Source organism: Paraburkholderia sediminicola (assembly GCF_902859805.1).
Classification (GTDB): Bacteria; Pseudomonadota; Gammaproteobacteria; order Burkholderiales; family Burkholderiaceae; genus Paraburkholderia; species Paraburkholderia sediminicola.
Map to the genome: position 1 here is coordinate 71,649 of NZ_CADIKC010000004.1, position 14,784 is coordinate 86,432.

Consider the following 14,784-nt stretch of genomic DNA (forward strand, 5'->3'; position numbering starts at 1 on the left):
TTTTATCGCGCAGTCGCCGCGCGATCCAACTCAACAATCGCAATTGACCGGTCTCCTGGAGAAAACGATGAAACGCTTCGAATCCGCCCGTACGTCCCTCACCTTACTGAACAGCCTGGCCTCGTCGCGCCGCGTGCGTGGCGCGATCGCCTGCGCTGCCGCTGCAGTTGCTATCGGCTTCGCCGCCGCGCCTGCACAAGCGGCCACGCCCCTCGCCATCGGCTATAGCGACTGGCCCGGCTTCGTCGCGTTCCAGATTGCCATCGACAAAGGCTGGTTCAAGGAAGCCGGCGTGGATGTCAATTTCCAATGGTTCGACTACTCGGCCTCGCTCGACGCGTTCTCCGCCGGCAAGCTCGACGCAGTCGGCGCGACCAACGGCGATGCGCTGGTCACCGGCGCAAGCGGCGCCAAAAACGTGATGATCCTTCTGACCGACTACTCGAGCGGCAACGACATGATCGTGGCCAAGCCGCCCATTCGTACCGTGGCGGGACTCAAGGGCAAGAAGGTCGGTGTCGAAATGGGTCTGGTCGATCACCTGCTGCTGGACACGGCGCTCGAAAAGCACGCGCTCAAGGAATCGGACATCACACTCGTCAACGCGAAGACGAACGAGTTGCCGCAAGTGCTGGCGTCGTCCGGCGATGTCGCCGCGGTCGGCGCATGGCAACCGAACGCGGGCGAAGCACTCAAGCGTGTGCCGGGTTCACGTCCGATCTTCACCTCGGCCGACGCGCCGGGCCTGATCTACGACGCGATCACGGTCAATCCGGTCAGTCTGCAGTCACGCAAAGCCGACTGGGCCAAGGTGATCAAGGTCTGGTATCGCTGCGTGGCCTACATCAACGATCCGAAGACGCAACCGGATGCCGTCAAGATCATGTCCGCGCGCGTCGGCCTGACGCCGGCCCAGTATCTGCCGTTGCTGAAAGGCACGCACCTGCTCGACGCAGCGGCGGCGAGAAAGGCCTTCGTCAAGGGTGACGGGCTGGACTCGGTCTACGGTTCGAGCGTGAACGCGGACAAGTTCAATGTACGCAACGCGGTCTACAAGCAATCGCAGAACGTGAGCGCCTATCTCGATCCGGCGCTGACCAATGCGCCGTAAGTAGCGCCAGCCGGGCGTCTATAGCTATACACGGTAATATGGGGGCAGCACGCTCCGTCGCTGCACACAAGCGCTTCTTTGCGGCGCCGGAGGACGGCCACCAGGAGGCAATCGTGTATAAAAAACAGTCTCGCTATCACGCCCTGCTCGCGCTGGCGCCCATACTGGCGCTGCTTTTGTCGCTTCTGCTGCTGGCCCATCCACGACCCGTATTCGCCAGCGAAGATAGCGACAACGCCAGCGCGGAAGCCGCGGGCCAGCGTGCCCGCTTTGCCAGGGAATTCTGCGGAGGTTCCGAGCAGGACGTGGTCGAATACAAGGACAAACTCAGGAAGATCCTCACTGAAGCCAGCCAGTTCGATACGCGCTGGCAGGCGGGTTGGCAGCGCGGCGATAGCGATGCGATCCAGATGCGCTCGCTGCAACTCAACTCCCCACCGGAATTCGCAGTGCGGGTCAAAAGCAACTGCGACCGCATCAAATGGCAGGCCGACAATCTGCTGCGCGCACGCCCGCCGAAGTAGCCCGGCGCCCGAAGCTGTTATTCTTCCCTCTCTCCGGCCATCACCCGGTCGCCTGCCGCCTCCGGGCGGCATCCCAAGCGGCGCGTTCACGCGCCCGGCATCAGCGAGACAGGAATTTGCATGTTCGGTTTTTTGCGTGGCTATTTTTCCAACGACCTGGCAATCGACCTCGGCACGTCGAACACGCTGATCTATATGCGTGGCAAGGGCATCGTGCTGGACGAACCCTCGGTGGTCTCGATTCGTCAGGAAGGCGGCCCGAACGGTAAGAAGATCATTCTGGCCGTCGGCAAGGAAGCGAAACAGATGCTCGGCAAGGTGCCGGGCAATATCGAGGCGATCCGCCCGATGAAAGACGGCGTGATCGCCGACTTCAACATCACCCAGCAGATGATCAAGCGCTTCATCCAGATGGCGCACGAGTCGCGGATGTTCGCGCCGTCGCCGCGGATCATCATCTGCGTCCCCTGCGGGTCGACTCAGGTCGAGCGCCGCGCGATCAAGGAAGCCGCGCATAGCGCGGGCGCCTCGCAGGTCTATCTGATCGAAGAGCCGATGGCGGCCGCGACCGGCGCCGGCCTGCCTGTTTCGGAAGCCACCGGCTCGATGGTGGTCGATATTGGCGGCGGCACGACCGAAGTGGGCGTGATCTCGCTCGGCGGTGTCGTCTATAAAGGCTCGGTGCGCGTAGGCGGCGACAAGTTCGACGACGCGATCGTCAACTACATCCGCCGCAACTACGGGATGCTGATCGGCGAGCAGACCGCCGAGGCCATCAAGAAGGAAATCGGCTCCGCGTTTCCGGGCTCCGAAGTCAAGGAGATGGAGGTCAAGGGCCGCAATATGTCCGAAGGCATTCCGCGCAGCTTCACGGTGTCCAGCAACGAGATTCTCGAAGCGCTCACCGATCCGCTGAACCAGATCGTCTCCGCAGTGAAGATCGCGCTGGAACAGACACCGCCGGAACTGGGCGCCGACATCGCCGAGCGCGGCATCATGCTCGCGGGCGGCGGTGCGCTGCTGCGCGATCTCGACCGCCTGCTCGCGGAAGAAACCGGGCTGCCGGTGTTCGTCGCCGAAGCGCCGTTGACCTGCGTGGTGCGCGGCTCGGGCATGGCGCTGGAGCGGATGGACAAGTTCGGCGGGGCCTTCTCTTACGAGTAAGTACGAGTAAGTGCGCGTAAGCCCCGGCTCGCGAACGACGGCCTACGAGGCCGTTTTCCCGCCGTTGACCCGGATGATTTCGCCCGTGATAAAGCTCGCCTTGTCAGACGCGACGAACACGATCGCGTCGGCGATCTCTTCGGGCGTTCCCGCGCGCCTGAGCGGAACGTTCGTGAGAAAAGCGGCTTTTCGCTCGGCGGTGCCGGTTAGCCGCTCGAGCATCGCGGTCTCGACCGGACCCGGCGCGATGGCGTTGACGCGTACGCCTGACGCGGCACCTTCGATCGCCGCCGATTTGGTCAGACCTTCCACCGCGTGCTTGCTTGCCACGTAAAGCGATGCGTTCGCCGCGCCGCGCGAACCCATCGTCGATGAAATATTGACGATGCTGCCGCTGCCCTGCGCCAGCATCACGCGCATCTCGTGCTTCATGCTGAGCAACGTGCCGAGCACATTGGTATCGAATACGGCCGCATAGCCCTCAGGGGTGCGCTCCGTTACCGGCCCGTTCTGGCCTTCGGTACCCGCGGAATTGACCGCGACGTCGAGCCGGCCAAAGCGCGTAACAGTCTTGTCGACGAGCTCGCGCACCTCGTTTTCGAACCGGACGTCGGACTGGATGAACTCGGCTTGCGCGCCGAGTGTGCGAAGCTCTTCAGCCAGCTTCTGGCCTTGGTCCGCGCGACGTCCGGAGACGACGACATGGGCGCCTTCACGGGCAAAAGCCAGCGCGGTGGCGCGGCCGATGCCTGTCAACGCGCCAGTGATCAGAACGACGGGATGGGTAGACATTGCGTTTCCTCGATGAAGTTTGCGAAAGCGGACGACAGAGCCGCTCAGAGACTGAAACCGGCCGCCCCGCTTAACCAGGCGTGCTGAACGAAAGCGGGACACGCTGGCCCGTGCGATTCGACTCTGCGATCTGGTCCATCAGCTCATGCATCCGGATCGCGTCCGCGAAAGTGGGCGCAAGCGTTGAACCGGTCTTGACGTCGCGTGCATGGGCGGCGTACAGGTTCGCCAATTCCAGCACACTCGCGCCAAGTTCGCTTGGCGGCAGCCAGTCATATTCCGCAGGAATCGTCAGTTGAGTCAGCGGCTGGCGGTCGCCGCGCGCGATTTCGAAGCGGTTGAAGGCGTCGCCAAAGCTGGTGGTATTCCAGATTTTCAGGTCGCCCTTGCTGCCTGTCACGTCGAGTTGCATACCGAAGTTGTTGCGCTTTCCCGCCTCGATATGGACTGTCAGCACGGCGCCATTGGCGAAAGTCCCTGCCAGCACGACCTGGTCGGCACTCGTATGCGGCAATGTTTCGCCGGTTTCGATCAGCGTGACTTCCTTGAACTGGTTGACGGTCAGCGCCGACAAGCTCTGCGGATAGCCAACCATCGTCGTGAACAAGGCGTCGAGGAAGTGGCCGCCGTAGATCGACAGCAGACTGGAGAAATTCTCTTCGGGGATCGTGAAGTACAGCGAAGCGGGCCGTTCGCGCTGGAAGTATTCGACGCTCACGTGCAGGCGCACCGAACGCACTTCGCCAATTTCGCCCTGCTCCAGCAGATCGCGTACATAGCGGTAGCCGGGATTGAGGCGTCGTTGCAGGCCGACGATGGTGCGCACGCCCGCCTTGTCAGCCAACGCGAGCAACTCCTTCGACAACGCTGTACTCGGCGTCAGCGGCCATTCGCAGTAGACGTCCTTAGCGGCCCCGATGGCCGCGCGGATGCCCTCTTCGTGCTGGAACGCGGGCGTCAATACGAGCACGAGATCGACTTCCGGATGCGATACCAGTTCCTGCAACGAGGCTGCCGCGTACTTGAATCCATGACGCGCGACCAGCGCTGCCGCCTTTTCCGCGCTACGGCTATATACCGCCGTCAGTTCGTATTCCGGCAGCAGTTTCAGTGAAGGCACGTGTCCATATTCCGACCAGTTGCCTAGCCCAACAACGCCTACCCTGATTTTGCCGGAGCCTGTAGCTCGCCTGACGATACTGTTCACAAGAACTCTCCAGATCGAGGCTGCGCAGCCAATCTGCCCAGCGACAGGCGAATAGTAGAGTTCAGGCGATTGAAGATAAACGGGCTGTGAATCCGATCATTCAGGACACTTGAGTCCGATATTGCGACTCCCGGACGATTCTTTGCTGGCGCTATCAGATCTGCAGATTCTGGCTAACGTAGTCGATAAAGACGCGCAGCTTCGGCGACGCGTAGCGGCTTGCCGGCCATAAGATCCAGAAGGTGACGGTCTGGTCGATAAAATCGTCGAGCACGATCTGTAACGCGCCGCTCGCCAGCGCATCGCGCACAAGGAAGGTCGGCACGAAGGCAAGCCCCTTGTTCCGAAGCGCCAGAAAGCCCAGCACCTCAATCGTGTTGGCGACGAAGGTTTGCGGCAACTCCGGCTCCGCTTCCGACGCAGCGAGCTGGAACGGCCAGCGTTCCAGTTTGCCGCTGGCGGGAAATTTATGTAGCAGACAGGCATGCTGCACGAGTTCGGACGGATGCCTGGGTACGCCGTACTTCTCCAGATAGCCGGGCGAAGCGACCAGCACCTGCCCGCAGGAACCGAGGCGCCGCGACACCAGCCTCGAATCGTGCTGCTCACCCGTGCGTATCACTGCGTCGAAGCCTTCTTCGATGATGTCCACCATGCGATCGGAGAGATCGACCTCGAGTTCGATATCCGGGTATTGCAGCATGAAGCCGTCCAGCGCCGGCATGATCAGCTCGGACAGTTGCGGCGTACTGATCCGCAGCCTGCCGCGTGGACTGCCGGCGGCGTCGGACAGTTCGGCCTCCGCCGCTTCGAGCTCGCCGAGGATGCGCCGGCATCGTTCGAGGAACAACGCGCCTTCGGCCGTCAGCGTGATGCTGCGCGTGCTGCGGTGAAAGAGCCGCACGCCGAGGCGCTGCTCGGTACGCGCAACGCTTTTGCCGACCGCCGAAGACGATACGCCAAGCAGCCGGCCCGCCTCGGTAAAGCTGCGCGTTTCCGCCACCTGCACAAAGACCGAAATACCGCTGAGGCTGTCCATTGCCGCTTCCCGAGGCCCGAGGCCGATTTGCGCCGGCCGGTCGACGCAGGCGAGCGTTCGAGACCCGGTGACGACTCAATTGCGGACTTTTATGTCCGATATATTCGGAACCTTAGCCTATTTTTCTTATCTCCGTCTGTCCATACACTGCTCCTCAAGGTCGAAAGCCCGCTGTTGATTGAAAGTCACCAGCCACTCAATCTCGAGGAAATCATGTCCAAGCTCCATTCCGCAGTCAAAGTCGGTCCTTACGAATTTTCCCATCGTGTGGTGCTGGCGCCGCTCACCCGCATGCGCGCCGAAGAAGGCGCCAAGCCCGGCCCCTTGATGGCCCAGTACTATGCGCAGCGCGCCTCGGAAGGCGGTTTCCTGATCGGCGAAGCCACCATCGCCGCACCCAACGGCAACGGCTACCTCGGCGCGCCGGGTCTCTACGACGATAGCCAGATCGCCGGCTGGAAGCAGGTGACAGACGCCGTGCATGCCAAAGGCGGCCGCATCTTCCTGCAGCTGTATCACGCCGGGCGCCAGTCCAACAGCCAGTTGCAGCCTGGCGGCGTGGAGCCGGTTGCGCCTTCTGCCGTGCAGCATGGCGGCGTTGCCTACACCGAAGCGGGCTGGATCCCGAACACGCCGAGTCGCGCGCTGACCATCTCCGAGATCGCCGGACTGGTGGAGAGCTTTCGTACCGCGGCGATTCGCGGCAAGGAAGCCGGCTTCGACGGCGTCGAACTGCACGCCGCCAATGGCTACCTGTTCGATCAATTCCTGCAGGACGGCAGCAACAAGCGCACCGACATCTACGGCGGCTCGTTCGAAAACCGCGCCCGCTTCCTGATCGAAGCCACCCGTGCCGTCATCTCGGTGTGGAGCAGCGACCGCGTGGCTGTGCGCCTCGGCCCGAGCGGCACGTGGGGCGATATGTCGGACAGCAATCCGGAAGGACTCTTTAGCTACGTCGCGCAGGAACTGGCGAAACTGAACCTCGCCTATCTGCACCTGATCGAGCCGCGCGTGCTGGGCAACGTCGACGACGACAGCAAGGACCCGAACCCGGTCGCCGCGCAACTGATCCGCAAGCACTACAAGGGCGTCATCATCGCCGCGGGCGGCTTCAAGGCCGCTAGCGCCGAAGCCGTCCTGCAGGCAGGCGACGCCGACCTGGTCGCATTTGGCCGTGACTTCATCGCCAACCCGGATCTGCCCGAACGCCTGCGCCTTCAACTGCCGCTGAATCCATATGACCGCCCCACCTTCTTTGGCGGCACCGATGTCGGCTATACCGACTACCCGTTCTACAGCACCGAAACCACGGACGCTGTTGCAGCGTAAGCGGAGCACACGATGAACAGCACCACCCAGCCAACTTCTCTTGCGCCACTCTACTGGCTGGCGTTAGGGACATTCGCGGTCGGCACCGAGAGTTTCATGATTGCCGGCCTGTTGCCCGACATTGCCACGGACCTGCATACCAGCATTGTCGCTACAGGCCAGCTCGTCACGGTGTTCGCCTTAGCCTACGCACTTAGCTCGCCCGTTCTGACGGCACTGACCGGCGCGTTCCATCGGCGCACGCTGATGATCCTGTCGCTCTCTGCCTTCACGGTGGCGAATCTTATCGCCTGGGCTGCCCATAACTATTGGGAATTGATGGCGGCCCGCATCCTGCTCGCCGCGGCCGCCGGTCTGTATGTGCCCGGCGCCAACGCGCTGGCCGGCGCCATCGCTGGCCCGCAGAGGCGCGGCACGGCGCTCGCTATCGTCAACGGCGGGATCACGATCGCGGTTGCATTTGGTGTGCCGCTGGGCGCATTCGTCGGTGACCGGCTTGGCTGGCGCATGACCTTTGCGGGCGTCGCCGCCCTATCCGCTGCGGCTACGGCAGGTTTGCTGCTCGGCCTGCCACGGAGCATCGGCGCAGGATTGCCGGTTGCCACGCTGCGCGAGCGTATTCAGGTTGCGCGTCAGCCGGTCATCCTGATGACCCTGCTCGTCACCACGCTTTGGGCGATGGGCGCCTACACGGTCTATACGTACCTGGCGCTGTTCGTTGCGAAGACCACGCCGTTGCACGGTGCGCAAATCGGCTACGTGCTGTTCACGTGGGGCGTTGCGGCAGCGATCGGCGTGTTCATCGGCGGCAAGGCGGTGGATCGCCTCGGTCCCAGCCGCGTGATCATTCCCTGCCTGAGCGTGTCGATTCTCGCGTTCTCCCTCATGTCGGCGAGCGCGCATTGGCTGCCAGTGACGCTGGCGCTGGTGCCCGTTCTGATCGGTGTCGTGGCCTGGGGCGTTGCTCACTGGTCTTTCTACCCTGCCCAGCAAGCAGGACTGATCAATCTCGCCGGGTTGCGCGGCACGCCGATTGCCCTGTCATTGAACGCCTCGTTCATGTATCTCGGGTTTTCGCTCGGCGCCGCACTCGGCTCCCTGACCTTGGGTTTCACCTCGGTGAACAACCTCGGTTGGACCGCCGCGCTCTGCGAAGTCGCGGCGCTGATCCTGACCGCCAGCATCGGCAAGCACCTGGTTCGGGCGCAAAACGGTGCGGTCACTGCCGCATGAGGTGAAGCATGACTATCTCTCGCCGTACTTTCAAAATTGGCGGCGATGCTGAAATCCGCCGGCTAGGCTTTGGCGCAATGCGAATCACCGGCCCGGGCATCTGGGGCACGCCCACCGATCGTACCGAAGCCATTCGCGTGCTGCGCCGTCTGCCCGAACTCGGGGTGAATTTCATCGACACGGCGGACTCGTATGGACCGAACGTCTCGGAGGAGTTGATCCGCGAAGCGCTGCACCCATATGGCGCCGGGATGCTCGTGGCGACCAAGGCGGGATTCGCGCGCGCAGGTCCGAACCAGTGGACCCCGCACGGCCGGCCTGAGTACCTGATTCAGCAAGCGCACGGCAGCCTGCAGCGGCTCGGTATCGAACAGATCGGTCTGTGGCAGTTGCATCGCATCGACCCAGTGGTGCCGCGCGATGAGCAGTTTGGCGCCGTGCGTCACCTGATCGACAGCGGCGTGATCCGTCACGCCGGCCTGAGTGAAGTTTCGGTGGCCGACATCAAGGCGGCATCGAAACATTTCAAGGTGGCGACCGTGCAAAACCGCTTCAACCTCGGTGACCGCGGCAGTGAAGACGTGCTGGATTACTGCACGGCTCACGGCATTGGCTTTATCCCGTGGTTTCCGCTGGCCGCCGGCGAGCTGACCCGCCCCGGCTCGTTACTCGACACCATTGCGCGCAACCATCAGGCGAGCGTTGGACAGATCGCCCTCGCGTGGCTATTGCAGCGCAGTCCCGTGATCCTGCCGATACCGGGGACCTCCCGCGTCGCGCATCTGGAAGAGAACGTGGCAGCCGGCGCGATCACCTTGTCCGACCGCGAATTTTGCGAGCTGGATCGCGCTACCTCACAACGGCAGCAGCGCTAATTCAGCGCGACGCCAATTGCACTCGACATTCATCAAGGATTGACGATGACCAGACTCTTCTCGCCGCTTCAACTCGGCCCTTACACATTGAATCACCGCGTGGTGCACGCACCCACCACGCGCCTTCGCGCAAACAGCGACGACAGTCCCAGCGAGATGATGCTGGAGTACTACAGCCAACGCGCTTCCGACGGTGGCCTCATCATCACGGAATCGACACATGTGTCCTACGACAGCCGCGGCTACCTCGGTGCACCTGGCATCTATGAAGACTCACACATCGCGGGCTGGCGGAAAATCGCGGACGCCGTTCATGCAAAGGGCGGCCGCATCTTCATGCAGTTGGGGCACGACGGACGCCAGTCGCACGTCGACCTGACAGGCGGCGCGGCGCCGATCGCGCCGTCGGAAGTGCCGTTCGAAGGCGAAGCGTTGACGCAGAACGGCTGGGTGCCGGTCTCGATGCACCGCGCGATCGATGTCGCCGAAATCCAGACCGTGATCGAGTATTACCGGAAGAGCGCCGAGCGCGCATTGGCTGCTGGTCTCGATGGGGTTGAACTGCACTCGGCGAATGGCTACCTGGCCGATACGTTCCTGCAGGACGGCACCAACAAGCGTACGGATGCGTACGGCGGCACCATCGAAAAACGCGCGCGCTTCCTGATCGAAGTCGTTACCGCTCTCGTATCGGTGTGGGGCGCGAACCGCGTGGGCGTGCGCTTATCGCCAAGCGGACAGTGGGGTTCAATATCCGACTCGAATCCCGAAGCAACCTTTACCTATGCGGCAGAGCAATTGAACCGGTTTGGCCTCGCCTATCTGCACGTTATCGAGCCGCGCGTCAAAGGCGTCGAAACGCTCGACGAACACCAGAAGCCCGTGGCGGCCGCTCTGCTACGCCGCGTTTTCGATGGCCCGATCATTGCCGCAGGCGGCTTCAATGGCGACAGCGCAGAAGAAATTCTGCACAAGGGTGATGCCGACCTGGTCGCATTTGGCCGGCATTTCACATCGAATCCCGATCTGCCGCGTCGTTTGCAACATGGGCTCCCGCTCACCCCCTATGATCGCGCGGCGTTCTGGGGAGGCACGCACGTCGGTTACATCGACTACCCGTGCTACCAGGACGAGGAAAACAGGCGCTCTGCCTGACGGCCGCGTTGATTGCTATTTACTGAGGCCACTCACGACACTCATGACACAAACGGCAACTTGCTATCGCGCGCGGCGGCCAGCATGGAAAGTGTGATCTTGCGCACTTCCAGCTTGCTCTGCGTGATATGCGCGCGCAGCAGGATGATCGCCTCCGTCACCCGGTTGCGTTCGATCAGGTTCAGCATGGTGGAATGCTCGTCGTAGGTGGCGCTCGTGCGGTGCGGTTTGAGGAAGTCCAGTCGACGCACGATGCGGATGCGCTCGGTCACCTCGTTATGCACACGCAGCATCTCTGCGTTGCCGGTCGCCGCGACCAGTTGACGGTGGAAGTTCTCGTCCATGCCGAACATCTTCACCGGATCGCTCTCGCGCAATTCGGGCTCGACGCACCATATCGCCTTTAACGCTTCGACGGCCGCATGCGCGACATCGCCGCCCGCCCCCACGCGTTCGACGGCCGCCACCTCCAGCACGATGCGCAGATCGTAGAGCTGATCGAGCTGGTCGAAATTGATCGGCGAGACTTTCCAGCCTCGCCGGAAGCCGACTTCCAGATAGCCCTCGCGCTGCAAACGAAACAGGCCGTCGCGCATCGGCGTGCGCGACACGCCATAGTGCTGCGCGATGCCGTTTTCGGAAAACCGGTCGCCGGGAAACAGGCGGAAGCTGAAGATATCGTTCTTCAATTGCTGGTACACCTGCTCGGCGAGCGGATTGGCGGCGGCTGGAACGGCAGGCATGCCTGGCGTGTCAGGCGCTGCGGGAGTCTCGAGCAGATTCGTCGTATCGTCGTTCATTGATGCCACATCCCCTTTTTTCTTATTATCGGCGTTTCATGGCATGGCGATAAGGCTGACGTGAGCCGCGACGATCTTCCAGCCGTCGGCGGGACTTAGCCTCGCCCATGTCTGCATCTGACGGCCGATCAAAGGCGTTGCATCGCTGGTGAATTCAGTGCTGACCGTGGCGAAGTCGATGCCGAACGTCGTCACCACAGTGCGATGCAGTTTGCGCGACTTCGGCACCGGCTCGCAGGTTTCGCGCCATGCGCGGATCGCTTCGCCGCCATGCTGGATTTCGGCGATGCCATAGCGGACCGTCTCCGGCGTGTGCCAGAAAAGCGCGTTCATTGCCGCGACATCGTTGTCGACCAGCGCCCGCTCGTATTCGATAAAGGCTGCCTGCACTTGAGCGACCACTTCGGGTTGATTTATCTCCATGCCGGGATCGTCTCGTCGAGTTTCGTCAATGAAGAGAGCGGCGCAGTCCAGCCGACAATACCGCCTTGCGAGCGCACCATCTCGAGCGTCGCCTGCTTGAACGCGGGGAAATAGCTCGCGGTTGCGTCTTCGATCAGCAGACTGTCGTAGCCGCGGTCGTTGGCTTCACGCATCGAGGTCTGCACGCACACTTCAGTGGTCACACCAGCGAACACGAGATGCGTGACGCTGCGCATCGCAAGCTCTTCGCCGAGGCGTGTGGCGTAGAACGCGCCTTTGCCGGGTTTGTCGATCACGAGTTCGCCGGCAAGCGGCGCGAGCGGCTCGATGATCGCATTGCCGGGCTCGCCGCGAATCAGGATGCGCCCCATAGGTCCCGCATCGCCGATGCGGGCATTGGGCGCGCCTCTGAGCCGTTTCGCCGGCGGGCAGTCCGACAGATCCGCCGCATGCGATTCACGCGTGTGCACCACGAGCCATTGATGCCTGCGCGCGAAAGCCAGCAACGCCACGACAGTCGGCACGATCTCAGCCAGCAGCGACACGTCGTTGCCAAGCGATTCGCCGAAGCCGCCCGGTTCGATGAAATCGCGCTGCATGTCGATCACGACCAGCGCGGTTTTCGCGGGGTCCAATGTGAAGGGGGCCGGTTGGGCGTCGATCGTCAACGGGGTTGGCTGTGTCATCCGATGGCTTCCTTCATTCTTTCTGCGGGCACGGTGCGATGCGCCGGAGTGTCGCCGTGCCCTGCCATATGCTGACCGAGCACGGCCCGATCCGCGCGCGCCGCCGGCGTCTCGAATACCAGCTTGCCTTCCGCGATCACCACGATGCGGTCCGCCAGTTCGAGCAGTTCGTCGAGGTCTTCGCTAACCAGCAACACCGCCGCGCCGGCATCGCGCGCGGCCATCAAACGTGCATGGATATCGGCGACCGACGCGAAATCCAGACCGAACACAGGATTCGCGACGATCAGCACATCCACCGGTTGTCCGAGTTCGCGCGCCAGCACCGCGCGCTGCACATTGCCGCCCGACAGCGTGCCGATGGTTCGTTCGGGTAGCGGCGGACGCACGTTGAACTCGGCGATCAGTTGCGCGGCGCGCTCACGCACGGCGCGCCGGTCGAGCCACCAGCCGCCGCGCCGCAACGGCTCGCGATCGAAATCGCGCAGCGCGAGATTCTGCGCCACGCTCATCGCAGCGACGCAGGCGTTTTTCAGCGGCTCCTCGGGAATCGCGAACACGCGCCTTTGGGTCATCTCCTCGCGCGTTGCATGATAGGCCTTGCCTGCCACCTCCATGTCGCCGGTTTTCACGCGACGTTGACCGACCAGCGCTTCCACCAGTTCTTTCTGCCCGTTGCCGGAAACGCCCGCAAGCCCGAGGATTTCGCCCGCGCGCACGGACAGGGTCGCGTGCTTGACTGCTGTGTGGCCGCGATCGTCTTCGACTGAAACGTCGCGCAGCGCGAGACGCACTTGCGCCGTGTCGTCGACGGGTCTGCGCGGCAGGCGTTCCACGCTCACCGCGGCCAGCACCGGCGCTTCGTCCTTCAAGGAAACGTCGTTCGGCGCATGGGTGGCGACGGTGCCCATCATCCATGCTGCGAGTTCGTCGCGGCTGGTGTTGGCAACCGCGCTCGTGCCGACTTGCTTGCCCTTGCGCAACACGGTGACGTCGTCGGCATAGGCCATCACTTCGCGGAACTTGTGCGTGATCATCAGCACCGTCAACTCGCCTCGCGACGTCAGATCGCGCATCAGGCCGAGCACTTCGTCCGCTTCTTGTGGTGTCAGTACCGAAGTGGGTTCGTCGAGAATCAGAAAGCGCTGCTGCAAATAAAGCTGTTTCAGAATCTCGAGTTTCTGCTTTTCACCGGCGGCAAGCATGGCCACCGGTGCGTCGAGCGGCAAGCGAAACGGCATGCGCTGCATGAACGCAGCAAGCGCAGCGCGCTCGCCTTTCCAGTCGATTTTCCACGGCATACGCCCGCGCGCAAGCAACAGGTTTTCTTCGACTGAGAGGCCGGACGCCAGCGTGAAATGCTGATACACCATGCCGATGCCGAGCGCCTGTGCATCGCGCGGCGATGCGATGTGGACTTCACGATCGTCGGCGACGATCTGCCCGTCGTCGAGCACGCCGTAGCCGACCAGTCCCTTCACGAGCGTGCTCTTGCCCGCCCCGTTCTCGCCGAGCAGCGCGTGAATCGTGCCGGCCTTGACCTTGATCGAGACGCTATCCAATGCGCGAAACGCGCCGAACGATTTGCTTGCGTTCAGCACTTCCACACCCAATGCCTTCGGCGCCGTGGTCATGATTTATCTGCCTGAAGTGGCGAGCGCCGCTGTTGGCGCAGCCGTCCTGGCCAGTAGCGTAGCCAGCAGCGCGTGCGAATCCGACACCGTGCCGAACACGCCGCCTTGCATGGTGATCATGTGCAACGCGGCGTCGTGATTGCCCTTGTCGGTCGCGCCGCAGCAATCGGCCAGCACTGTGCATTCGAAACCGCGATCGTTGGCTTCGCGCATCGTCGTGTGGACGCAGACGTCGGTGGTGATGCCGCTCAGCACCAGATTGACGATGCCGCGCGTGCGCAGGATCAGTTCGAGATCCGTCGCGCAGAAGGAGCCCTTGCCGGGTTTGTCGATAATGATCTCGCCTGGCAGCGGCTTCAGTTCGTCGATGATGTCCCAGCCCGGTTCGCCGCGCACGAGGATCTTGCCGCAGGGGCCGTCGTCGCCGATGCCTACGCCGTCGGTGCCCGCACGCCGGCTGCGCCAGCGTTTATTCGCGGGCAGGTCGGAGAGGTCCGGGCGATGCCCTTCACGCGTGTGAATGATCGTGAAACCCAGTTCGCGCATCGGTTTCAGCACGCTTTTGATTGGTTCGATCGGCGCGCGCGTCAGCGACAGGTCATAGCCCATTTTGTCGACATAGCCGCCGTGGCCGCAGAAATCCGTCTGCATGTCGATGATCACGAGCGCCGTGTTGTCCGGGCGCAGGTCGCCGTCGTACGGCCACGGGTAGGGTTTCGCTTCGATGAATCGGTTCATGGCGGTGAGATCCTTGTTAGGTCCTGGCGGGGTCTTTGAAGGCACGCATGGCAGGGCAAAAATCAGTGGTG

Annotated in this window: 15 protein-coding genes; 7 read left to right on the forward strand and 8 right to left on the reverse strand. The window is 62.7% G+C overall.

From position 1 onward, the window contains the following. The first annotated feature begins 67 nt into the window (after positions 1–67). The 3 genes from R8871_RS16345 (at position 68) to R8871_RS16355 (ending at position 2,799) form a co-directional block, all read left to right on the forward strand. The gene (locus R8871_RS16345) at positions 68–1,111 is read left to right on the forward strand and encodes an ABC transporter substrate-binding protein (RefSeq protein WP_175051384.1); all 1,044 of its coding nucleotides are present in this window, start codon (positions 68–70) and stop codon (positions 1,109–1,111) included. A gap of 38 nt (positions 1,112–1,149) precedes the next feature. After that, on the forward strand, positions 1,150–1,635 hold the full coding sequence (locus R8871_RS16350; protein ID WP_246287600.1) for a hypothetical protein: 486 nt from the start codon (positions 1,150–1,152) through the stop codon (positions 1,633–1,635). A 120-nt stretch (positions 1,636–1,755) separates the two neighbouring features. Beyond that, positions 1,756–2,799, forward strand: a complete 1,044-nt coding sequence (locus R8871_RS16355) for a rod shape-determining protein (protein WP_028194510.1) — start codon at positions 1,756–1,758, stop codon at positions 2,797–2,799. A 42-nt stretch (positions 2,800–2,841) separates the two neighbouring features. Here R8871_RS16355 and R8871_RS16360 read toward each other — a convergent pair whose 3' ends face one another. From R8871_RS16360 to R8871_RS16370, 3 genes are all read right to left on the reverse strand, one after another. Then, complete coding sequence (locus tag R8871_RS16360) at positions 2,842–3,591, reverse strand: SDR family NAD(P)-dependent oxidoreductase (protein WP_175051385.1); 750 nt, start codon at positions 3,589–3,591, stop codon at positions 2,842–2,844. 70 nt (positions 3,592–3,661) lie between these two features. Beyond that, positions 3,662–4,798 carry a Gfo/Idh/MocA family protein gene (locus tag R8871_RS16365; protein ID WP_281370234.1) on the reverse strand — a complete coding sequence of 379 codons (1,137 nt, stop codon included), beginning with the start codon at positions 4,796–4,798 and terminating at the stop codon, positions 3,662–3,664. 154 nt (positions 4,799–4,952) lie between these two features. After that, positions 4,953–5,837: a LysR substrate-binding domain-containing protein gene (locus R8871_RS16370; RefSeq protein ID WP_175051386.1), complete on the reverse strand. Its 885-nt coding sequence runs from the start codon at positions 5,835–5,837 to the stop codon at positions 4,953–4,955. A 213-nt stretch (positions 5,838–6,050) separates the two neighbouring features. Between R8871_RS16370 and R8871_RS16375 the strand changes: the two genes are divergently transcribed. From R8871_RS16375 to R8871_RS16390, 4 genes are read left to right on the forward strand one after another with little or no spacing between them, the layout of a single operon-like run. Beyond that, positions 6,051–7,169 (forward strand): alkene reductase, encoded by a 1,119-nt coding sequence (locus R8871_RS16375; RefSeq protein WP_175051387.1) that lies wholly within the window; start codon positions 6,051–6,053, stop codon positions 7,167–7,169. Positions 7,170–7,181: 12 nt separating this feature from the next. After that, on the forward strand, positions 7,182–8,402 hold the full coding sequence (locus R8871_RS16380) for an MFS transporter (protein ID WP_175051388.1): 1,221 nt from the start codon (positions 7,182–7,184) through the stop codon (positions 8,400–8,402). 8 nt (positions 8,403–8,410) lie between these two features. Continuing rightward, positions 8,411–9,277: an aldo/keto reductase gene (locus R8871_RS16385; protein ID WP_175051389.1), complete on the forward strand. Its 867-nt coding sequence runs from the start codon at positions 8,411–8,413 to the stop codon at positions 9,275–9,277. A 45-nt stretch (positions 9,278–9,322) separates the two neighbouring features. After that, entirely contained in the window at positions 9,323–10,432 is a 1,110-nt protein-coding gene (locus R8871_RS16390) for an alkene reductase (RefSeq protein ID WP_175051390.1), read from the forward strand. Positions 10,433–10,473: 41 nt separating this feature from the next. Here R8871_RS16390 and R8871_RS16395 read toward each other — a convergent pair whose 3' ends face one another. The 5 genes from R8871_RS16395 to biuH are packed head-to-tail and all read right to left on the reverse strand — an operon-like array spanning position 10,474 to position 14,713. Further along, a complete protein-coding gene (locus R8871_RS16395; protein ID WP_175051391.1) occupies positions 10,474–11,232 on the reverse strand; it encodes a GntR family transcriptional regulator in 759 nt (252 codons plus the stop codon). Between the two features lie 36 nt (positions 11,233–11,268). Next, entirely contained in the window at positions 11,269–11,655 is a 387-nt protein-coding gene (hpxZ, locus tag R8871_RS16400) for an oxalurate catabolism protein HpxZ (RefSeq protein ID WP_175051392.1), read from the reverse strand. Beyond that, the gene (locus R8871_RS16405) at positions 11,646–12,341 is read right to left on the reverse strand and encodes a cysteine hydrolase family protein (RefSeq protein WP_175051393.1); all 696 of its coding nucleotides are present in this window, start codon (positions 12,339–12,341) and stop codon (positions 11,646–11,648) included. Before R8871_RS16405 ends, hpxZ begins: the two co-directional genes overlap by 10 nt. Next, complete coding sequence (locus tag R8871_RS16410) at positions 12,338–13,975, reverse strand: ABC transporter ATP-binding protein (RefSeq protein ID WP_175051394.1); 1,638 nt, start codon at positions 13,973–13,975, stop codon at positions 12,338–12,340. Before R8871_RS16410 ends, R8871_RS16405 begins: the two co-directional genes overlap by 4 nt. A gap of 3 nt (positions 13,976–13,978) precedes the next feature. Continuing rightward, positions 13,979–14,713, reverse strand: coding sequence for a biuret amidohydrolase (gene biuH / locus R8871_RS16415; protein WP_175051395.1), 735 nt, complete (start codon positions 14,711–14,713; stop codon positions 13,979–13,981). Positions 14,714–14,784: the final 71 nt, after the last annotated feature.